The organism is Halobacillus sp. ABD4_316 (genome assembly GCF_056161385.1).
The window spans coordinates 94,915-114,642 of sequence record NZ_JBSWZA010000006.1; the positions used below are offsets into that span (position 1 = coordinate 94,915).

Consider the following 19,728-nt stretch of genomic DNA (forward strand, 5'->3'; position numbering starts at 1 on the left):
GCAGGCATCACCACCGAACGCTCCTCATGCCGACGTTAGAATATAGAGGAGAGAAATTGTGCACGAAGCAGATTCAAAAGAACAGCATGGGATGCGCTGGTGCGCACTTGCGTGGAAAAGAAAAAGGGAAAGCACAGGCGCCGATGACGGCTGCCTTCCGGAATATGAAAAAGACTCTCCTCCATCCAGCAAGGGCGAGCTGGGTGAAGGAGAGTCTTTGTCGATGTTAAAGAATTCCCAATGAGCGGCGCCCCTTCCACTCCTGCGGAAGAACGAGTGGTCCGAGATCGCCGAGCGTGGGTTCTGCGAGGAAGCTCGGGCGCTCGTCCGCGGAAAGGGAAGGGGCTTTCGCTCCTGGCGGTAAGAAAGAAAAAAGCTTGTAAAGAAACGGAGTTTTCAGCTTTTAATCTTTGAAAAAGGCAATGGCGAGGCCGCCTTCCCCCGCATAGGTGGCAATCAAAGGACCCATTTCCATAAACAGGCTTTCCTTAAATGGATAGCGGTCTTTGATCATATCAAGCACCTGACTGCCGCGTTCCTCATCATTGGAATGGGACAGAGCAATGACGCGGTCTTCGAAGGAATGAGCGTATTCCCCGATTTGATCGACAAAGCGGCGGATCGATTTTTTGTTTCCCCGCACCTTTTCCGTTACTTCGACGGCACCGATTTCACTTGCTTTCATAAGCAGCTTGATGTTCAAGGTCTTGGCCAGAGCGCCTTTGACTTTATCCAGGCGTCCGCCTTTAATGACGTTCTCCAGCGTTTTCAAAATGAACAGCGTAATCGTGTTCTCGATACGGTCTTCCATATGGGCGACAAGTTCGTCAAAGGAGACGCCTTCGTCCATTTTCTTTCCTGCTTCGTCGACAAGAAGAGCGATACCACAGGAGGCCGTTTTGGTGTTCATAACTGCGATCCGGCGGTCGGGCTCTTCTTCAAGCAGCATGTTTTTGCCGATTTCAGCACTTTCGTAGGTGCTGCTCAACCCGTGACTGATGGCAAGGACGAGGATATTCGCAGACGGGTCCACGCGTTTGTACATTTCATAAAAATCATTCGGGCTCGGGGAAGAGGAGCCGGGGAGCTCTTCTGACTGTCTCATCTTCGTATAGAAGGTATCCAGATCAATGGTTTCTTCCGTTTTATAATGTTCGTCCCCGAAATGGATGTTTAACGGGACGGAGAGGATGTTATGCTTCTCCATCATTCCCGGCGCGACATCTCCGCCGCCGTCGATGATTAGTTGTGTAGTCATTCGTTCACCTGCTCTCAAAATATCGTCTTTCCAGTATACCAGACTCGTTTCAGTGATCTTTTTTCAATTCGTGGGTCAGTTTCGGCTCGACTTTTTTCGTGGTGCTCAAAATAAACATCATCAAGCCGAATAAAACGATGGACCCGCCAAGCCACTGCACCCAAGTGATGGATTCCTTAAGGATCCAGTAAGCTAACAGAGAGGCTCCAATCGGCTCCAGGAGGGCCGCCATCGATATGGAGGCCGCGCTCAGCCAGCGCAGTGTCCAGTTGAACAGTGAATGTCCGAAGAACGTCGGAATCACGGCAAGGGCCAGGAAAATAAACCACTGCTCTCCAGAGTAGCCTGTGAAGGCCGTCCCGGCGGCCACGTTGTAGAGGCCGAGGGTGACAGCTGCCATTCCATAGGCAATCAGTGTATAGGTGAGAAGCGACAGCCGCTGGCGCAGACTCTGGCCCAGCAGGAAGTACCCGGTTACGGTAACCGCTCCGAGGAGCGCAAGAATATCACCGGCCAGTGCTGTTCCACTCAGCTGAAGATCTCCCCATCCAATGATGACACTGCCGATCAACGTAATGAAAAGGCTGAGAATGGCTCCGACGGTAAATCGTTCCCGGAAAAACAGATAGGCGCCCGTAAAGGCAAAGACGGGCTGGAGGGAAACGAGAAGAACGGAGCTTGCCACGGATGTATATTTTAAGGATTGAAACCAGAAGATAAAATGGAAGGCGAGAAAAATTCCTGAAATCGTGGCAAGGAGCCAATCTTTTTTATGAATGTGTTTGAATTCACCGGAATGTTTCCATAATACATAAGGGGCCATCAGTCCGGCGGCAAGCAGCAGCCGGTAGAACGCGGTCATCGAAGCAGGGGCGCCGCCCGCAAGCTTGACGAAAATGGCCGAGGTGGATATGGAAACCACTCCGATAAACAGGATGAAATAAGGATGCACCGGAGGCTTTTCCAATCTAGCCCTCCTCTGGTATAGGTCGGTTTTTACTCATTTTATCATTATTGGGTTTGAAAAGCATAGCGGAAATGTGTAGAATATAATATGTTAAATATGTTATGATGAATAAATCTATCAGGCAGATACCAGAGAAGCCTCTCCCGTTTCCTGTGGCAGAAGGCTTTTTTTACATGGATATAGGTAGAAGATTTAAACATAAAGGAGTAGGAATTAAGTGACAACATTCGAATCACTAGGATTATCAAAGCCGATTTTAAAATCATTAGACGTAATGGGCTTTGAAGAAACCACACCAATTCAAGAACAGACCATCCCTCTAGGACTAGAAGGGAAAGACGTGATTGGGCAGGCTCAGACAGGTACGGGTAAGACGGCGGCATTCGGTATTCCGATGCTTGAAAAAATCAACAAACAGGTGAAAGGCGTTCAAGGTCTTGTCATCGCCCCGACAAGAGAACTGGCTATTCAGGTAGCTGAAGAAATGAACCGTCTTGGTAAAGGGAAAGGCGCACGCGTCCTTCCAATTTACGGTGGATCCAATATGGAGCGCCAGATCCGTGCGTTGAAAAACAACCACATCGTGGTAGCGACACCTGGACGTTTACTTGACCACATTCGTCGTAAAACGATCAAATTGGAGAACGTGCACACAGCTGTCCTTGATGAAGCGGACGAAATGCTGAACATGGGCTTCATCGATGATATCCGCGACATTCTGAAGGCTCTTCCAGAAGAACGTCAGACACTCTTGTTCTCTGCGACCATGCCGAAAGAGATCCGCGATATTGCAACAACTCTTATGAACAATCCGGAAGAAGTTAAAGTGAAAGCGAAGGAAATGACGGTGGAAAACATCGAGCAGTTCTTCGTAGAAGTTCCGGAAAAACACAAGTTCGATACACTGACGCGCCTGCTTGATATTCATGATCCAGCCTTGGCGATCGTCTTCGGTCGTACGAAGCGTCGTGTAGACGAAGTAGCTGACGGTCTTCAAGCCCGTGGATTCAGCGCGGAAGGGATTCACGGAGACCTGACTCAAGGAAAGCGTATGTCTACGTTGAACAAGTTCAAGCGTGGCCGTATCGAAATCCTTGTCGCTACAGACGTAGCTGCCCGTGGACTGGATATCTCTGAAGTGTCCCATGTGTACAACTTCGATATTCCACAGGACCCGGAAAGCTATGTACACCGTATCGGCCGTACTGGTCGTGCCGGACGTAAAGGAGAGTCCATCTCCTTCGTTACACCACGTGAAAAAGATCAGCTTAACTTGATTGAAAAGCTGACGAAGAAGAAAGTGGATCGTCTGAAAGTGCCTTCTTCTGAAGAAGCTGCACGCGGTCAGCAGAAAGTGGCTGTCGAAAAGATTGCTGAAACTGTGAACAACAATGACTTGAACAACTACAAAAATGCAGCAGAAGAACTGCTTGAGCGCTATGAGTCTTCAGACCTTATCGCAGCAGCTCTGAAGTTGATGACTAAAGAACGCAGTGAAGTTCCTGTTAACTTGTCCTACGTTGCACCAATCAGCGTGAAAAACGCCCAGCGTGACAAAGGCAAGAAAAAAGGCGGCTACCGCAAAGGCGGAGGCGGCCGTAACTTCAACAACAAAAACAAATCCCGCAACCGCAACTTCAGCGGTAAAGGCGGTAAGCGCGGCAGCTACCAAAACAAAGGCCGCAGCTAATATATAAAAAAGATCCGCTTCCTATCTGTCAGGAAGCGGATCTTTTTTTGTTTCAAGGGAGCGGTCCGGCGCACGAATTAAAGGGATCGGTTCACAAGCGCAAACAAGGCGAGGAAAATGATAATGCCCCACAATACATATTTTCCGATCCCTCCACGGCCGAACCGTCGTTTTTTCCACCGGTTGGGGTCGAAGGAAATCTCATCACTGTCCCGGCGGGAATGACGGGTGCGGATCTGCCATAGGGAAAAGGGACGGGCGTTTTTTAAGATGGCAGGGGCGATGGCGAAGCCGCCGATCAAACCGAACAGATGGCCGAGCACGTTGATGTTCGGACGGGTGAACGTCATGAAAAGCCCGAGAGCGAAGATGACGATGATGATCTGTGCATTGGCCTGATCGATGAAGTGCTTCCGAAACAGCACCATAAACAGATACACCCCGAAAATACCGAAGATGGCTCCGGATGCACCGAGGTGCGCGTAGTAAGCATCGGGGTTTACGATAAATGTCCCGATGTTCCCGGCAATACCGGCGGCCAGGTACATGACGATAAACCGGACGCGGCCGAGCATCTGTTCAAGCGCAGGTCCGAACAGGACGAGGGAGAAGGAATTGAATACGGCGTGCATGAAGCCGGCATGCAGAAAGATGGGGGTGATCAGCCTCCAGTACTCTCCATTTAATACGAGTACGTTCACGCCGATGCCCCACTGCTTCAAGTCGACAGCAAAACCAAGCTGAAGGAAATCCGCAAGCAGCCATAACGCAAAATGGATTCCGACAAGCGCAGAAACCACTGGATAAAATCTCAGAAACTCTTTGAAGCTTTCTGTTCGTAAAAACATGACATTCGTCTCCTTTGTGATGTCTTGTTATCTAAAAGTGTAGTCCCACCACCGTCTGCGTATTCTTTTTTTAACAAAGGTACGTTCGGGTATACTGGTGGTAGATGAATAAGGAAAAGGGAGATGCTGTGTGATCAGAGGAATCGGAATCGATATGGTTGAAATCGATCGTATTAAACAAAGTATAAAGCGTCAGCCGCGCTTTGTTCAAAGAATATTAACGGAAAATGAATATCAGCGCTGTCATAACCTTAAAGAACAGCGTCAGGCGGAGTTTGCCGCCGGGCGCTTCGCTGCCAAAGAAGCCTTCTCAAAGGCGGCTGGGACCGGCATCGGAGCTCTCGGTTTTCAGGATATGGAAATCCTGCCATCGGAAAAAGGCGCCCCGCAGATGACCGTCAAGGGCTTTGAATCCTTCCACATCTGGGTATCGATCACCCACAGCCGGACTCATGCGGTCGCCCAGGTGGTTTTGGAAGAGAGCGGCCGGGAATAGACAGGCAAGACATAATTGAACCGCTTGTCTCATAACATGTAATGCGGGTAGGAGGGAACGAGTTGGATATTGTAACCGCACAAGAGATGTACGAACGGGATCAGGCTGCAGCGGAAGCCGGACTGGCAGGATCCATGCTCATGGAGAATGCCGGACGTGCGGCCGCCTATGATCTGGTTAAACACATTCAGAAATCGGACCGCATCATCGTATGGATCGGTGCGGGAAGCAATGGCGGAGACGGATTTGTGATTGCGCGTACCCTTTTGAACCTTGGGTACACGGCTGAGGCTGTGCAAATCGTTCCGGACGAAAAAATTAAGGGAGACGCCGCCGTGCACAAGCAGATCTTCCAAGCTTCCGGTCACACAGTGAAAAAATGGACGGATGTGGAAGACGCGGAAGGATACCTGCTGCGCGCGGATGTTTCCATTGATGCCATGCTCGGCATCGGCGTCCAGGGTGATCTGCGTGACCCTTATAAACAAATCGTCCAGCACTGTAACGAAGCTTCTCTACTTCGTCTTGCCGTCGACCTCCCAACCGGCGTTCCTGCGGATGAAGGAGTAGAGGAATTCACAGCATACAAAGCTGATTACACCTCTGTGATTGAAGCTCCGAAACTGAGTGCGTTTCTCCAGCATACACAGCCCTGGTACGGGCAGTGGTCCGTCGTTGAAATCGGTATTCCGCCACAGGCTGCTCCTGCCGTGCGCCGGAGCATGTGGACGGTGGAGGATGTGAAACGGACGCTCCCTTCCCGTGATGATCATTCGCATAAAGGTTCCCATGGCAGAGGTCTGGTCATCGGAGGGTCTATGTTGATGCCTGGGTCTGCAGCGATGACGTCGCGGGCGGCCCTTAGAAGTGGGGCCGGGCTGATCGCCATCGCCACGGAGGAAGGAGCGGTTCCGTCCATATCCCCTTATGTCCAGGAGGCCACTTTTGTGGAAAGGGAGACAATGGACCTCTCCACCTATGATGGTGTAGCGGCCGGTATGGGCATCGGCAGGGGAGCAGAGGCCCAGGCGTTGATCCGTCGTGTGGTCACTCATACTAAAGGGCCGCTGCTGATTGATGCGGACGGGTTGTATGTGCTGAAAGACTTTCTTGGGGAAGTGGAAAAGAGGCAGGAACCGACCATCCTCACTCCACATCCGGGAGAGTTTGCTCATCTGACCGGGCGATCGATCAAGGACGTGCTGCTTTCTCCGTTCTCCCTGGCTGAAGCTTTCGCCCGCCGGCATGGGGTTTACCTCGTCTTGAAAGGGCCGGCAACGATCATTACCGCCCCTGACGGCCGGCAGCGTGTCGATACCACGGGGAATGCGGGCCTTGCCAAGGGTGGAAGTGGGGACGCCCTGGCCGGTATCCTGCTGGCGATGCTGATGCAGTCACAATCCATGTTGGACGGACTCAGCAGCGGCTGTGTCCTGCACGGCCATACCGCCGATCAGCTCGTGCAGCAGGGACGGTCGAAAGTGGATCTGCTGGCCACCGATGTAATAGAAGGCCTGCCCGGAACCTTTCGTACACTCTCTTCATCCATAACTTAACGTTCCCTTTGTCCATAAGTAGAGACAAAGGAGTGGAGTCTGATGCAAAGACGTTTTCTGATCCTTTTATTCAGCCTGTTCATCCTGGGGGCTCTGACCGCGTGCGGCTCCCAGTCAAAAGAGGACGTAGTCAAGAAGCTTGAGAAGCAGACAGAAGAGATGGCGGGTTATAAAACGGAAGCAAACATGAAGATGCGCACAGGCAAGGAAGAGCAGAAGTACCACATTCAAGTATGGCACAAGAAAGATGATTACTACCGCGTGAAACTTCAGAATGATCAGGACGAAAAGGGAAGTCAGGTCATTCTGAAAAACGATACCGGCGTCTATGTCCTCACTCCGGCTTTGAATAAGAGTTTCAAATTCCAGAGTGACTGGCCGCAGAATACAAGTCAGCCTTATTTATTCGCTTCTCTTTTAAATGATATCAAGGCCGACCCGGAAGCCGAATTCACCGCAACCGAAAACTATTTTAAATTCAAGACGAAAACCAACTATCAAAACAACAAAACACTCCCTTATCAGGAAATTTATTTCGATAAAAAATCCTACCAGCCGGTTATGGTCAAAGTTTTCGATCAGGATATGAATGCGCTCGTCGAGGTCTCTTTTGCGAATTTCACAAAAGATGACTCGCTGAAAAAAGAAGATTTCGATGTAGACAAGAATATGGCGATGTCTCCGGCTGAGGCTCCAGTAGCGAATATGGATGGGGCGGAGGAAGAGCTTGAGGAAGTGCTGTACCCACAGGAAACCTTCGGTGCAGAGCTTGCGGAAGAACGCGAAGTAAAGACAGATGACGGCAAACGCATGATCATGACATATGCCGGAGAGAAAAACTTCACACTCGTTCAGGAAAAGGCAGAAGTGCAGCCGGCCAGTGCCGGGTATTCTGTCCACGTGAACGGAGATCCGGTGCAGCTGGATGACGGTGTCATTGCTGCGCTAGAGCACAACCGTCTGGAGTGGAGTCATAACGGAACGACCTACCAGCTTGCAAGTAATGAGCTGACCCAGGAAGAAATGGTCTCCGTTGCCAGTTCGATCAACCATGGGGCTATGGTGAAATAGTTGAAAGTGGAGCAGGCGTCCTCGTCTGCTTTTATTTTCTTTCTTACACATCCGCAGAAAGCGCTCTGCGGATGTTTGGTATGGGAAAGGAGGTGTCCATTTGACAGGGAGGAATGTTCCGCTCAATAATAATAGGATAGCTAAAGGAGAGGAGCGGGCAAGGTGCAGCAGGATAGATACTACAGAGATTCGATAGCAGAAATTGATTTATCCGCCATTGAAGCAAACATTCAGCAGTTGAGACAGAGGCTTCACCCTGGGACGGGGATCTACGCGGTCGTTAAAGCGGACGCTTACGGGCACGGCGACGTACAGGTCGCTGCCGAGGCCCTGCGTGCGGGAGCAGGTGGACTGGCGGTTGCGATTATGGATGAAGCGCTCAAACTTCGGGACGCGGGCATTGAGGCTCCCCTTCTCGTAATGGGATGGACGCGTCCGGAAGACGCTCCGCTGGCGGCAGCGAACGACATTACCGTCACGGTTTTCCAGAAGGAATGGCTGCATCACGTGCAGACGGACGCATGCCCGAAGCCGCTGTCGATTCATTTGAAGCTGGATACAGGTATGGGAAGGATCGGAGTCCGTGACACGGAAGAAATGGACGCCGTCCTTGAAGCCGTTAAAGCAGAAGATATGTTCCGGCTGAAAGGAATCTTCACCCATTTTGCCACGGCAGATGATGAGGATACGAGCTATTATCAGCGGCAGGCGGACGAATTTCAGCGATTGATGGACCATTTTAAGAGGGTTTGGCCGGAAGATGTCGAAATACATACGAGTAACAGTGCGACAAGCATGCGTTTTCCAGAGCGGATGGACCACTTTGTCCGTTTCGGGATCAGCATGTACGGACTATATCCATCCGCAGATGTGAAAGAGGAACGCCCGATAGAATTGACACCTGCCTTTTCCCTGACCAGCTGTCTGGTTCACGTGAAGCAGGTGGGACCGGGGGAATCGATCAGCTACGGAGCGACGTATACAACAGATAAAGAGGAATGGATCGGAACCGTTCCATTGGGTTATGCCGATGGCTGGATCCGCCGGCTGCAGGGCATGGAAGTCCTTGTCGACGGGAAACGTCATCCGATTGTCGGAAGAATCTGCATGGATCAATTCATGATTCGGCTGGATCAGGAATATCCTATAGGGACAAAGGTTACCTTAATTGGTAAACAGGGGAATGGCGAAGTAACGACAGATGAAGTGGCTGACTATCTGGATACCATCAATTACGAAATTCCCTGCATCATCAGCCGCAGGGTCCCCCGTGTATACCGGAAGGACGGGAAGACCATCGAAGTAAGAAATACGTTGTGACAGGAAGGAACAGGTGCAAGACAAATCTCCCGATGTAAGGATAGAAAGCTGCACAAAACACAAAAAAATTCCAACACGCCTTTGCAATGGACACTCCCGTTTGATAAGATTAGAGTGGACTATTTGACTGGTTTCTTTTGAGAGAAGATGGTGGAGGTGTATGGTTTTGTCCGACAGCATGCAGGAGATTGTCATCCGGATTCCGGATAACCTACTCAATGAAGTGGATGGCTTCATTCAACTCGATAACAGTGATCGGAGCGATTTCATGTGTCAAGCTACTAAAATGTATTTGCGTGAGAAAAAACAACGTCATATTCGGGAATCGATGCGAAGAGGTTATATGGAAATGGCGAAAATTAATTTAAACATCGCTTCAGAAGCGTTTCAAGCTGAAGAGGAGGCCGAACACACCCTGGAGCAATTAGTGAGCGGGGTGTGAAGCCTGTGATAGTCAAACGAGGTGACGTTTATTTCGCTGATTTGTCCCCGGTTGTGGGATCCGAACAAGGCGGCGTTCGTCCTGTACTCATCCTTCAGAATGACATTGGTAATCGCTTCAGCCCGACCGTAATTATTGCTGCGATTACAGCGCAAATACAAAAAGCCAAACTTCCTACTCACGTTGAAATCAATGCAGAAAAATATGGGTTCGAGCGAAATTCTGTGATCCTATTGGAGCAAATCAGAACGATTGACAAGCAGCGTTTGACCGACAAGATCACCCAATTGGACGAACCGATGATGCAGCAGGTGAATAAATCCCTGCAGGTCAGCCTCGGTTTGATCGACTTCTAACTTATCTTTTTTCTTTTTGTTAAAATAAAGTTGCCTCGTATGCAGGCGGCTTTATTTTTTTTGTCGAATGTAGTTTATAATAGAAATACAAAGGGTATTGTTGTTGGCATGTTTTTTTTACAAACGGATTGGTGTAATTACCCGGCCTTTTTTGTTAACATTATACCCAGATAGCAAAAACAGCAGTTGGAAAATATGAAATGGTATCAATGGCGGAGGGTTCGATAATGGATGAACGATTAAAAAACGTAGTGCTGGAACACAGTGACGATATTGTCAATATGTGGTTGAAGGAAGTTGACGCTCATAAAAAGAATGATTATACATCAACGATTTCTGAGGAAATGTTTGAGAATACGAACCGGGAGTTTGTGAATGTCATTTTCTCAAGCATTGAAAAACAGGGATTGTCCTCGGATCTGGATGATTTCTCTGAACGCCTCATTAATCTAGGCTGGCCTTTGAGCTACCTGACGGACGGCATGCAGGTATTCCGCCGCGTTGTAACCGATTTTATACTCAAGCAGTCGGAAAAGGTCAATTCTGACCATTTCTCTGAAATTCTGCGGGAGGTGGATGGATGGGTGGATCCGATCATCAACCGCCTCGTCAATGAGTACTCGGGCAGCTGGGAGCACATCGTATCCCTGCAGCGGGTCGCTCTGCAGGAATTGTCAGCACCGCTGATACCGGTGATGGATAACATTACGATCATGCCTCTGATCGGTACGATTGATACGGAAAGAGCCAAGCTGATCATGGAAAACCTGCTTGATGGAGTGATTAAACACAATGCAGAGGTCGTGCTGATCGATATCACGGGTGTGCCGGTTGTCGATACAATGGTCGCGCATCACATCATCCAGGCGGCAGAAGCGGTTCGTCTAATCGGTTCACGCTGTATCCTTGTCGGTATCCGTCCCGAAATTGCGCAGACGATCGTCAACCTCGGTATCGACCTTGGAAAGTTCCCGACGAAGAGTTCCCTTCGTAAAGGCTTCCAATCAGCTCTTGAGCTGACAAACCGCCGGATTGAGGACACGCGTTCCAATGACCAGGATATTGAAAAACTGATTGATTCGCTAGATGGGGAGTGAAACAAATGAGGATACCTATATTAAAGCTTCATAATTACCTGCTTATTTCCATCCAGATCGATCTTGATGATCAAACGGCTATCCAGTTCCAGGAAGACCTGTTGAAAAAAATCCATGAAAGTGGAGCTACAGGTGTCGTCATTGACCTGACCTCTGTCGACATTATTGATTCGTTTATTGCTAAAGTACTCGGCGATGTCGTGACGATGTCAGATTTGATGGGGGCAAAAGTAGTGCTGACGGGAATTCAGCCTGCGGTAGCCATGACGCTGATTGATTTGGGCATTCATATGCAGGATGTTCCTACAGCATTAGATCTAGAACAAGGATTGATTAAACTTCGCCAGGAATTGGAGGAGTGAGTATGGATTTTCAATCCTGTGTAAACATACAAAAGGAGTGGGACATTGTCGGAGCAAGGCAGCTGGGCCGTGACATCTCTAGAAAAATCGGCTTCGGCACCGTTGACCAGGCAAGAATCGCCACTGCCATCTCGGAATTAGCGAGAAACATTTATTTATATGCAGGGACCGGAAAAGTCTGTTTTGAAACGGTTGAGGATATGAACAAAAAAGGCATCCGGATCGTTGCCATGGACGAAGGACCTGGGATTCAGGACATCAGTCAGGTCATGGAGGACGGCTTTACGACTTCCGGGGGACTTGGTGCAGGACTTCCAGGTGTAAAGCGGCTGATGGACGAGTTCGATATTATCTCCCACGTAGGGGAAGGTACGGAAATCAAGGTTGTGAAATGGCTCCGTTAGAGGAGGTATAAACGATGAGTACATTGAAACTCGACTTGGAGAATTACAAAGAGCTGCTGCAGGAGTATATTACTACGAAAGATGAGCAGGCTCTGTATCAGGCAGAGCAGTTCAGTAAATACTCGATGCAGCAGAATATATCACCAGAAGAAATTATTAACGTGCATATTCAATCATTACAGGAAATATACCCGGATATGCCGGAATATATACAGACATCGATGAATTTCCTTTTGGAAACCATGATTTCCTATGGTCTCGCCTATCAGGAGTATCAAACGCTGCGTGAAAAGCAGCTGGAGCTGAAATCCGAAATTTCGGTTGCGGCCAATATGCAGAAAACACTGTTGTCTACGGTGAAGCCGGACATTGATGAGCTGGACGTCGGGGCGCTCAGTGTACCGGCGAAACAGATGAACGGTGACTATCACCACTTTGTCCACGACAACAAAGGCGGCCTGGGTATTGCGGTGGCTGACGTCATCGGAAAAGGCGTGCCGGCCGCTTTATGCATGTCCATGATCAAATATTCCATGGACAGCTTCTCTGAGATGCAGACTGATCCAAGTGTCATTCTGGGCAGCTTGAACCGGGTTGTGGAACGCAATGTGGATGCAAGCATGTTCATTACGATGTTCTATGGCTTGTATAATAACAACAATCATACGTTTACTTATGCTTCTGCCGGTCATGAGCCGGGCTTTTATTATCATAAGGATAAGGACGAATTTGAAGAAATCGATGCTCCGGGCCTTGTTCTCGGTGTATCTCCTGAAATCACCTACACCCAGTATGAGAAACAGGTGGAAAAAGGCGATATGATCGTCCTTTTGACCGATGGTGTGACAGAATGCCGGACGGGGGACCGTTTTATCGAGCAGGAAGAAGTGCTGCACGTTATCAAGCAGTATTCTCATCTGCCGGCACAGGGCATCGTCGACCAGGTGTACAAGCACTTTGAACGCCTGCAGGACTTCCACCTGCGTGATGATTTCACGTTGATCATTCTCAGAAGGAATGTTTAACGTTTTATCGATCCGGGTATTGGCTATTTAGGTTACTTTTCAGCAACACGGGAGGGATATTTATGAATTTATCGATAGATGTAACAAAGAATGACGGCGTGGCGAACGTGATGCTCGGCGGTGAAGTCGATGCATTCACGGCACCTCAGCTTAAAGAGACGCTTCTTCCATTGACGAAGGAACAGGATGTCGTTGAAGTGAACCTTCAAGACGTGAATTATATGGATTCCACAGGACTGGGTGTCTTTATCAGTGCCTTGAAAGCGACGAAAGAACATGACAGCACGCTCCGTCTCGTTCATATGCAGGACCGTGTCTACCGTCTGTTCAAGATTACCGGCCTGACTGAAATTATGAACATCGATTCTACAGTGCAAGGTGGAATGTAATGATGGAACCATTTGATTTTGTTGAAGTGAAGGTGCCTGCAAAAGCGGAATATATCGGAGTCGTGCGTTTGAGCACGTCCGGGATTGCCAACCGCATGGGCTTTTCCTATGAAGATATTGAAGATTTGAAAGTGGCGATTTCAGAAGCGATCACCAACGCCGTCAAACATGCCTACAAAGAAACGGGTGAAGGAGAAATCACCATCGGTTTCGGCGTGTATCAGGACAGACTCGAGGTGATGGTGGCCGATCACGGCGGAAGCTTCAATCTTGGTGAAGTGAAAGAAGACATCGGACCTTATAAGCAGGACGGTGATATTGAAGAGCTCCGCGAAGGCGGATTTGGCCTGTTTTTGATTGATGCCTTAATGGATAAAGTCGAAATCAACAGTAAATATGGAGTGATTGTATTAATGACGAAATACCTCCATGAAACCGGGGTGGGTCATAATGGCGACCAGATCACAACACCACAATGAGGAAATTTACGAATGGATTGCCTACTTACAGGAGAATCCAAAAGATGAGGCTGTACAGGAGAAAGTGGTCCTTGTTTATAAGGACCTTGTAGAGTCCATCGCCCGTAAATATTCGAAGAACAGTACGATCCATGAAGATCTCGTTCAGGTCGGAATGCTCGGCCTGCTGGCAGCGATCCGCAGGTATGATAAGGATTTCGGAAAATCATTCGAATCGTTCGCGATCCCGACCATCATCGGTGAGATTAAACGCTTCATCCGGGATAAGACATGGAGTGTGCACGTACCACGCCGGATTAAGGAACTTGGGCCGAAGATAAAGAAAGCGGCTGAAGAGCTGACGAATATCCAGCAGCGTTCCCCGTCTGTCCTCGAGATTGCTGAATACCTGGAAGTCTCTGAAGAGGATGTACTGGAAACGATGGAAATGGGTAAAAGCTACAAAGCCCTGTCCGTGGACCGTAAAATCGAAGCGGATTCAGATGGAAGTACTGTAACCATTCTCGATCTTATCGGGAATCAGGATGAAGGATACTCCAATATCGATCAGCGGATGCTGCTCGAAAAGGTGCTGCCGATCTTGAGTGAACGGGAACAGGAGATTCTTCAATGCACGTATTTTGAAAACATGAGTCAGAAAGATACAGGTGAGCGGCTGGGCATTTCCCAGATGCACGTATCCCGGCTGCAAAGGCGGGCGCTGCGTAAATTGAGGGAAGCTCTCCAGTCGGAATCGGTTGAGGTGTTCTAGTGGAAAAGGGGAACGAACAGGTGGAGTTATCTGTCTTCCAGAAAGCTAAAAAAGGAAATTATTACTGTGGCGACAGTTATTTTTACCGTGAAACAGATGATGCGTTCCTTTGTGCACTGGCTGATGGCCTCGGCAGTGGAGAGATGGCCAGGGAGTCTTCGAAAGCTGTGATGGAAATCATAGAAGATCATCCTTCTCTTTCTGTAGAGGCGCTTGTAAAAAAATGCAATGAAGTACTGGTCGGCAAACGCGGGGTGGTGCTCGGTATTTTGAAAATCGATTACCATGCGATGACTTATTCGTATTCCTCCATCGGGAATATTGGAGTCATTACTGTAGACCCTGACGGTACACGCCACCGGAATATCCCGCTGGCGGGTTATTTATCCGGGTATTCGAAGTCACTGCGGGTTACTCACGGAAATATCCAGAAAGGGATGATTTTTTTGATGTTCTCTGATGGAGTGAACGACCGCCGCCTGTCTTCAAAGCTCACACATGTACGAAACGCGGAAGAGATTACGTCCTTGTACAAAAATCTGTACGGACAGAACCGCGATGATGATACAACGCTGATTGCGATAGTTTACCATTAAAAATCCTTATTCTTCGGTGTGAATCCGGGAATAAGGATTTTTTATTTCGTTGAACCATCCTGGAACAACGAGGTAAACGCTTCGTTGTTTTGTTACAATAAGAGGGACGTCATTGAAGGAGGTCTTTTTTTGAGTGATTGGAAAAACAGTCCGGAGCTGATTCAGTCAGTAGCCGGACAGATGAAGCTGAAAGAAGGAATTATCCAGCAGGTGATTCAACTGCTGAACGAAGGGAACACCGTCCCGTTCATCGCCCGTTATCGTAAGGAGATGACCGGTGGTCTTGATGAAGTCCAAATTAAAACCATTGAAGATCAGTGGAATTATGCCGTCAACCTTGCTGAGCGTAAAGAGGAAGTCGTTCGCTTGATCGATGAGCAGGGGAAACTAACGGATGAATTGAAAGCCGACATAGAAAAAGCAGAAAAACTCCAAAAGGTGGAGGATCTTTACCGTCCTTACAAGCAGAAAAGGAGGACGCGTGCCACAGTGGCGAAAGAAAAGGGGCTTGAACCTCTGGCCCTTAAAGTATGGGCGCAGGAATCTTTCGGCTTTGAAGCAGAGGCGCAGACGTACATTTCCGAAGAACAGGAGCTGCCGGCTGTTGAAGACGTGCGTGCAGGTGTGAATGACATTCTGGCGGAATGGATATCAGAGGACGCAGCATTCAGGGAAAGAATTCGTAAGCAGACGCATGAGAAAGGCACCATCGCTTCTTCAGAGAAGGACAAGGCCAAGGATGAAAAAGGTGTCTTTGAGATGTACTACGACTACCAGGAGCCCGTCCGTTCCATCGCCTCCCACCGTGTGCTGGCCATGAACCGTGGGGAGAAGGAAGGGATCATCAAGGTTTCTGTCCAACCGCCTGAGGACAGTATTACGCAGTATCTGGAAAAAGAAGTCGTGAAGCGGGGAACAGGCGGAGAACTCAGAGGAATCCTGACAGACGCGATCCAGGACAGCTACAAACGACTCATTCAACCTTCTGTGGAAAGAGAGATCCGCAATTCTCTTTCCGAAGTGGCTGAGGAGCAGGCGATTGATGTGTTTTCGAGCAACCTGCGAAGCCTCCTGCTACAGCCTCCGCTTAAAGGCAAGGTTGTACTTGGAGTTGATCCGGCATACCGTACGGGCTGTAAGCTTGCGGTTATCGATGAAACAGGAAAAGTGCTCGATATCGGAGTCATTTATCCAACCGCACCTAAAAAAGATACCAAAGGCGCAGAAAAGAAACTCCTGTCATTGATGGAACAGTACAACATGGAGCTCATCGCCATTGGAAATGGAACCGCCTCTCGAGAAACAGAGCAGTTCATTAGTGATATGATCCAGAAGCACAGTTGGAAAGCTTCCTATATGATTGTGAACGAAGCGGGAGCCAGTGTGTATTCAGCATCCAAGCTGGCCAGGGAAGAGTTCCCGGATTTTCAAGTCGAAGAAAGAAGCGCGGTATCGATTGCCCGCCGAATCCAGGATCCACTCGCGGAACTGGTGAAAATAGATCCTAAATCTATCGGCGTCGGGCAGTATCAGCATGATGTTACCCAGAAGAAATTGAACGAGTCCCTGACGTTTGTTGTAGAAACGGCCGTCAACCAAGTCGGAGTAAACGTGAATACAGCCTCTGCTTCCCTGCTTCAATATGTATCCGGCTTGAGTAAAACGGTGGCTAATAACATCGTGAAGAAGCGGGAGGAACTCGGGAAGTTTACGAAACGCAGAGAATTGAAGGACATTCCAAGGCTCGGAGCGAAAACGTTCGAACAGAGTATCGGATTTCTCCGGGTACTGGACGGAGAAGAACCGCTCGACCGTACGTCGATCCACCCGGAAAGTTATCAGGCGACAAGGAAGCTGCTTCAGAATCTTGGATTTACAAGTAAGGACCTCGGGGATAGACAATTGGGTGAAAAGCTGAAGCAGATGGACTTGAATGCCGCTTCGGAAGAATTCGGCATTGGTACGCTGACGCTGACAGATATTCAAAAGGCATTGATCCAGCCGGGCCGTGACCCACGTGACGATCTTCCTAAGCCACTGCTCAAGACGAACGTCCTTTCCATGGAGGATTTGGAAGAGGGAATGGAACTGGAAGGAACCGTTCGTAACGTGGTTGATTTCGGTGCGTTCGTCGATATCGGAGTAAAACAGGACGGGCTTGTCCATATATCCAAACTGGCTGACAAATTCGTCAAACATCCGATGGACATGGTCTCTGTTGGAGATGTTGTAACAGTATGGGTGGACAAGGTGGATGTCCAGAAGCAGAGGATTGCTTTGACCATGATTCCTCAATCGTAAAGGGATACCTGGGAGCTGCGGCTTCCGGGTATTTCTATTTATAGAGGTGCTGATAATAGTACCAGCACTGATTAAGCAGCTTGATCTGATACTTATCTTTATTGAAGAAAGCACGCTCCATCTGTACTTGCAGCCAGGAAGGCATGACGGACAGCTCCTTTCTGTTCCTCTTTTTAAATACGTATGATACAGTATGCACAGAACAGGGGAGGTGTGCTTGTGCAGTCTTTGACACAACAACAGCTGGAAGCATGGACGGACCAATTATCCAAAAAACATTTTGACAAACCATTTGTGGATGATGTATACTTCAATTCTCGTCTTCGAACGACAGGCGGGCGGTACATTCCTTCAAAAAGAACCATTGAAATCAATCCGAAGTATGTTGTAGAATTGGATGGTGCTGAATTAGAAGGGATTATCAAACATGAACTCTGCCACTATCACCTTCATATAGAAGGGAAAGGCTTTGGACATGGTGATCCTGAATTCAAAGATCTTTTACATAAAACAGACTCTCCGAGATTCTGCGCGCAGCTGCCTTCTGAAAAGAAGAAAGGGTTCCACCATTATGAGTGTGTCCAGTGCGGTCAGACTTATCAGCGGAAGAGGAAGGTGGATACGAAAAAGTATCACTGCGGAAAATGTAAAGGCCGTTTAAAAAAGAAGTAAAAATTGTGTTGACGAACGACTTCTCACATGTTAAATTAAATAAGCCTTAACAAAACAACCCAAAAAAACGTAAGAAACTACAATTTTTCACGAAAAAGGGTTTGACATTGCAGGCAGGATGTTATAAGATATTAAACGTCGCCGATAAACGAGCGGCACGAAATGATACATTATTCCAACGTAGCTCAGTGGTAGAGCAATCGGCTGTTAACCGATCGGTCGTAGGTTCGAATCCTACCGTTGGAGCCATTACGGAGAAGTACTCAAGTGGCTGAAGAGGCGCCCCTGCTAAGGGTGTAGGTCGCGTAAGCGGCGCGAGGGTTCAAATCCCTCCTTCTCCGCCATTTTCTTAATGGCCCGTTGGTCAAGTGGTTAAGACACCGCCCTTTCACGGCGGTATCACGGGTTCGAATCCCGTACGGGTCACTTTGCATCACCCTTTAAAGGGTCCGGTAGTTCAGTTGGTTAGAATGCCTGCCTGTCACGCAGGAGGTCGCGGGTTCGAGTCCCGTCCGGACCGCCATTATCTTTGGGCCATAGCCAAGCGGTAAGGCAACGGTTTTTGGTACCGTCATGCGCTGGTTCGAATCCAGCTGGCCCAGCCATTTTTTCTTCGGAAAAAGGGTTGACAACATTATCAATAAGATGTATGATGGTTCTTGTGCTTTTAAAAAGAACAAATCATTTTCAAGTGTAATAGATTCCTTTCTTTAGAGCCATTAGCTCAGCTGGTAGAGCATCTGACTTTTAATCAGAGGGTCGAAGGTTCGAATCCTTCATGGCTCACCATTTATTTGCGGGTGTGGTGGAATTGGCAGACACGCTAGATTTAGGATCTAGTGCTTCACGGCGTGGGGGTTCAAGTCCCTCCACCCGCACTTTAATTACCATGATCAGCATTCCATTATAATAATGCTGCGGTCGTGGCGGAATCGGCAGACGCGCTAGGTTGAGGGCCTAGTGGGAGTTAATCCCGTGGAGGTTCAAGTCCTCTCGACCGCACCAACTAATTTCTTTAAAAAAGTTGTTGCAATCGACACGGAAACGTGTTAAGATAGAAAAGTCGCTTTCAACGCAAAGCTATTATAAAATGCGCCCGTAGCTCAATTGGATAGAGCGTCTGACTACGGATCAGAAGGTTAGGGGTTCGACTCCTCTCGGGCGCGCCATTTTAACGGGAAGTAGCTCAGCTTGGTAGAGCACTTGGTTTGGGACCAAGGGGTCGCAGGTTCGAATCCTGTCTTCCCGACCATCGAGAAATACAACATGATATATGCGGGTGTAGTTTAGTGGTAAAACCTCAGCCTTCCAAGCTGATGATGAGGGTTCGATTCCCTTCACCCGCTCCATTATTCAATCACCATTGGGGCCTGTAGCTCAGTTGGTTAGAGCGCACGCCTGATAAGCGTGAGGTCGGTGGTTCAAGTCCACTCAGGCCCACCATTACTTGATCTTTGAAAACTGAACGAACCAACCAGTACGTCAAAACATTTCTTCTTTAATGAAGGAATTTGAAACAAGCACATTCGGTGTGCAGATGAGCAAGTCAAACTACTTTTATGGAGAGTTTGATCCTGGCTCAGGACGAACGCTGGCGGCGTGCCTAATACATGCAAGTCGAGCGCGGGAAGCGAGCGGATCCCTTCGG

At 48.7% G+C, this 19,728-nt stretch carries 22 protein-coding genes, 12 tRNA genes and 1 rRNA gene; 31 read left to right on the forward strand and 4 right to left on the reverse strand.

Features of this window, described 5'->3' with window-relative positions; translation table 11 throughout:
• Positions 1 to 58: 58 nt before the first annotated feature.
• The gene (locus tag ACXAJH_RS18305; protein WP_474967185.1) at positions 59 to 244 is read left to right on the forward strand and encodes a hypothetical protein; all 186 of its coding nucleotides are present in this window, start codon (positions 59 to 61) and stop codon (positions 242 to 244) included.
• A 159-nt stretch (positions 245 to 403) separates the two neighbouring features.
• On the opposite strand, the gene ACXAJH_RS18310 is transcribed toward ACXAJH_RS18305, so the two are convergent.
• Both ACXAJH_RS18310 and ACXAJH_RS18315 read right to left on the reverse strand, forming a co-directional pair.
• On the reverse strand, positions 404 to 1,258 hold the full coding sequence (locus ACXAJH_RS18310) for a DegV family protein (RefSeq protein ID WP_474967186.1): 855 nt from the start codon (positions 1,256 to 1,258) through the stop codon (positions 404 to 406).
• Positions 1,259 to 1,307: 49 nt separating this feature from the next.
• Positions 1,308 to 2,225, reverse strand: coding sequence for a DMT family transporter (locus tag ACXAJH_RS18315; protein ID WP_474967187.1), 918 nt, complete (start codon positions 2,223 to 2,225; stop codon positions 1,308 to 1,310).
• Positions 2,226 to 2,442: 217 nt separating this feature from the next.
• Here ACXAJH_RS18315 and cshA point away from each other — a divergent pair, with 217 nt between their 5' ends.
• Positions 2,443 to 3,915, forward strand: a complete 1,473-nt coding sequence (gene cshA / locus ACXAJH_RS18320) for a degradosome RNA helicase CshA (protein ID WP_474967188.1) — start codon at positions 2,443 to 2,445, stop codon at positions 3,913 to 3,915.
• Between the two features lie 77 nt (positions 3,916 to 3,992).
• On the opposite strand, the gene ACXAJH_RS18325 is transcribed toward cshA, so the two are convergent.
• Entirely contained in the window at positions 3,993 to 4,763 is a 771-nt protein-coding gene (locus tag ACXAJH_RS18325) for a rhomboid family intramembrane serine protease (protein ID WP_474972234.1), read from the reverse strand.
• Positions 4,764 to 4,893: 130 nt separating this feature from the next.
• Between ACXAJH_RS18325 and acpS the strand changes: the two genes are divergently transcribed.
• From acpS to ACXAJH_RS18400, 15 genes are all read left to right on the forward strand, one after another.
• Positions 4,894 to 5,259, forward strand: coding sequence for a holo-ACP synthase (acpS, locus tag ACXAJH_RS18330; protein ID WP_474967190.1), 366 nt, complete (start codon positions 4,894 to 4,896; stop codon positions 5,257 to 5,259).
• Positions 5,260 to 5,321: 62 nt separating this feature from the next.
• Positions 5,322 to 6,815 carry an NAD(P)H-hydrate dehydratase gene (locus ACXAJH_RS18335; protein ID WP_474994891.1) on the forward strand — a complete coding sequence of 498 codons (1,494 nt, stop codon included), beginning with the start codon at positions 5,322 to 5,324 and terminating at the stop codon, positions 6,813 to 6,815.
• A gap of 42 nt (positions 6,816 to 6,857) precedes the next feature.
• On the forward strand, positions 6,858 to 7,886 hold the full coding sequence (locus ACXAJH_RS18340; RefSeq protein ID WP_474967192.1) for a LolA family protein: 1,029 nt from the start codon (positions 6,858 to 6,860) through the stop codon (positions 7,884 to 7,886).
• A 162-nt stretch (positions 7,887 to 8,048) separates the two neighbouring features.
• Positions 8,049 to 9,206 (forward strand): alanine racemase, encoded by a 1,158-nt coding sequence (gene alr / locus ACXAJH_RS18345; RefSeq protein WP_474994892.1) that lies wholly within the window; start codon positions 8,049 to 8,051, stop codon positions 9,204 to 9,206.
• A gap of 160 nt (positions 9,207 to 9,366) precedes the next feature.
• Positions 9,367 to 9,648: a CopG family ribbon-helix-helix protein gene (locus ACXAJH_RS18350; protein WP_027956786.1), complete on the forward strand. Its 282-nt coding sequence runs from the start codon at positions 9,367 to 9,369 to the stop codon at positions 9,646 to 9,648.
• Positions 9,649 to 9,653: 5 nt separating this feature from the next.
• Positions 9,654 to 10,004 (forward strand): type II toxin-antitoxin system PemK/MazF family toxin, encoded by a 351-nt coding sequence (locus tag ACXAJH_RS18355; protein WP_027956785.1) that lies wholly within the window; start codon positions 9,654 to 9,656, stop codon positions 10,002 to 10,004.
• Between the two features lie 227 nt (positions 10,005 to 10,231).
• Positions 10,232 to 11,101: an RsbT co-antagonist protein RsbRA gene (locus ACXAJH_RS18360; RefSeq protein WP_027956784.1), complete on the forward strand. Its 870-nt coding sequence runs from the start codon at positions 10,232 to 10,234 to the stop codon at positions 11,099 to 11,101.
• Positions 11,102 to 11,106: 5 nt separating this feature from the next.
• Positions 11,107 to 11,463: an STAS domain-containing protein gene (locus tag ACXAJH_RS18365; protein ID WP_027956783.1), complete on the forward strand. Its 357-nt coding sequence runs from the start codon at positions 11,107 to 11,109 to the stop codon at positions 11,461 to 11,463.
• A gap of 2 nt (positions 11,464 to 11,465) precedes the next feature.
• Complete coding sequence (locus tag ACXAJH_RS18370; RefSeq protein WP_474967194.1) at positions 11,466 to 11,867, forward strand: anti-sigma regulatory factor; 402 nt, start codon at positions 11,466 to 11,468, stop codon at positions 11,865 to 11,867.
• A gap of 14 nt (positions 11,868 to 11,881) precedes the next feature.
• Positions 11,882 to 12,892, forward strand: a complete 1,011-nt coding sequence (locus tag ACXAJH_RS18375) for a SpoIIE family protein phosphatase (protein ID WP_474967195.1) — start codon at positions 11,882 to 11,884, stop codon at positions 12,890 to 12,892.
• Between the two features lie 62 nt (positions 12,893 to 12,954).
• On the forward strand, positions 12,955 to 13,281 hold the full coding sequence (locus tag ACXAJH_RS18380; RefSeq protein ID WP_474972230.1) for an STAS domain-containing protein: 327 nt from the start codon (positions 12,955 to 12,957) through the stop codon (positions 13,279 to 13,281).
• Positions 13,282 to 13,283: 2 nt separating this feature from the next.
• Complete coding sequence (rsbW, locus tag ACXAJH_RS18385) at positions 13,284 to 13,760, forward strand: anti-sigma B factor RsbW (RefSeq protein ID WP_474970330.1); 477 nt, start codon at positions 13,284 to 13,286, stop codon at positions 13,758 to 13,760.
• Positions 13,732 to 14,511 (forward strand): RNA polymerase sigma factor SigB, encoded by a 780-nt coding sequence (sigB, locus tag ACXAJH_RS18390; protein WP_027956778.1) that lies wholly within the window; start codon positions 13,732 to 13,734, stop codon positions 14,509 to 14,511. Before rsbW ends, sigB begins: the two co-directional genes overlap by 29 nt.
• Positions 14,511 to 15,107, forward strand: a complete 597-nt coding sequence (locus ACXAJH_RS18395; RefSeq protein WP_474972229.1) for a SpoIIE family protein phosphatase — start codon at positions 14,511 to 14,513, stop codon at positions 15,105 to 15,107. The genes sigB and ACXAJH_RS18395 overlap by 1 nt, the downstream gene beginning before the upstream one ends.
• Positions 15,108 to 15,236: 129 nt before the next feature.
• Positions 15,237 to 17,408: a Tex family protein gene (locus tag ACXAJH_RS18400; RefSeq protein WP_474994894.1), complete on the forward strand. Its 2,172-nt coding sequence runs from the start codon at positions 15,237 to 15,239 to the stop codon at positions 17,406 to 17,408.
• Between the two features lie 34 nt (positions 17,409 to 17,442).
• Here the strand turns inward: ACXAJH_RS18400 and cmpA are convergent, their stop codons facing one another.
• Positions 17,443 to 17,553 (reverse strand): cortex morphogenetic protein CmpA, encoded by a 111-nt coding sequence (cmpA, locus tag ACXAJH_RS18405; RefSeq protein WP_474967199.1) that lies wholly within the window; start codon positions 17,551 to 17,553, stop codon positions 17,443 to 17,445.
• 74 nt (positions 17,554 to 17,627) lie between these two features.
• Between cmpA and ACXAJH_RS18410 the strand changes: the two genes are divergently transcribed.
• The 14 genes from ACXAJH_RS18410 to ACXAJH_RS18475 all read left to right on the forward strand — a co-directional run.
• Positions 17,628 to 18,080 (forward strand): SprT family protein, encoded by a 453-nt coding sequence (locus tag ACXAJH_RS18410; protein ID WP_474972228.1) that lies wholly within the window; start codon positions 17,628 to 17,630, stop codon positions 18,078 to 18,080.
• A 174-nt stretch (positions 18,081 to 18,254) separates the two neighbouring features.
• Positions 18,255 to 18,329, forward strand: a tRNA-Asn gene (locus ACXAJH_RS18415).
• A gap of 4 nt (positions 18,330 to 18,333) precedes the next feature.
• Positions 18,334 to 18,424 (forward strand) — tRNA-Ser (locus ACXAJH_RS18420).
• 10 nt (positions 18,425 to 18,434) lie between these two features.
• A tRNA-Glu gene (locus ACXAJH_RS18425) sits at positions 18,435 to 18,506 on the forward strand.
• A 20-nt stretch (positions 18,507 to 18,526) separates the two neighbouring features.
• Positions 18,527 to 18,603, forward strand: a tRNA-Asp gene (locus tag ACXAJH_RS18430).
• Positions 18,604 to 18,610: 7 nt separating this feature from the next.
• Positions 18,611 to 18,685 (forward strand) — tRNA-Gln (locus ACXAJH_RS18435).
• A 108-nt stretch (positions 18,686 to 18,793) separates the two neighbouring features.
• Positions 18,794 to 18,869, forward strand: a tRNA-Lys gene (locus ACXAJH_RS18440).
• Between the two features lie 7 nt (positions 18,870 to 18,876).
• Positions 18,877 to 18,958 (forward strand) — tRNA-Leu (locus ACXAJH_RS18445).
• A gap of 39 nt (positions 18,959 to 18,997) precedes the next feature.
• A tRNA-Leu gene (locus ACXAJH_RS18450) sits at positions 18,998 to 19,085 on the forward strand.
• Between the two features lie 87 nt (positions 19,086 to 19,172).
• Positions 19,173 to 19,249 (forward strand) — tRNA-Arg (locus ACXAJH_RS18455).
• A gap of 6 nt (positions 19,250 to 19,255) precedes the next feature.
• Positions 19,256 to 19,332 (forward strand) — tRNA-Pro (locus ACXAJH_RS18460).
• Between the two features lie 23 nt (positions 19,333 to 19,355).
• Positions 19,356 to 19,429: transfer RNA gene (locus ACXAJH_RS18465), tRNA-Gly, on the forward strand.
• Between the two features lie 17 nt (positions 19,430 to 19,446).
• A tRNA-Ile gene (locus ACXAJH_RS18470) sits at positions 19,447 to 19,523 on the forward strand.
• Between the two features lie 113 nt (positions 19,524 to 19,636).
• Positions 19,637 to 19,728 (forward strand): 16S ribosomal RNA (locus tag ACXAJH_RS18475); the annotation flags it as partial.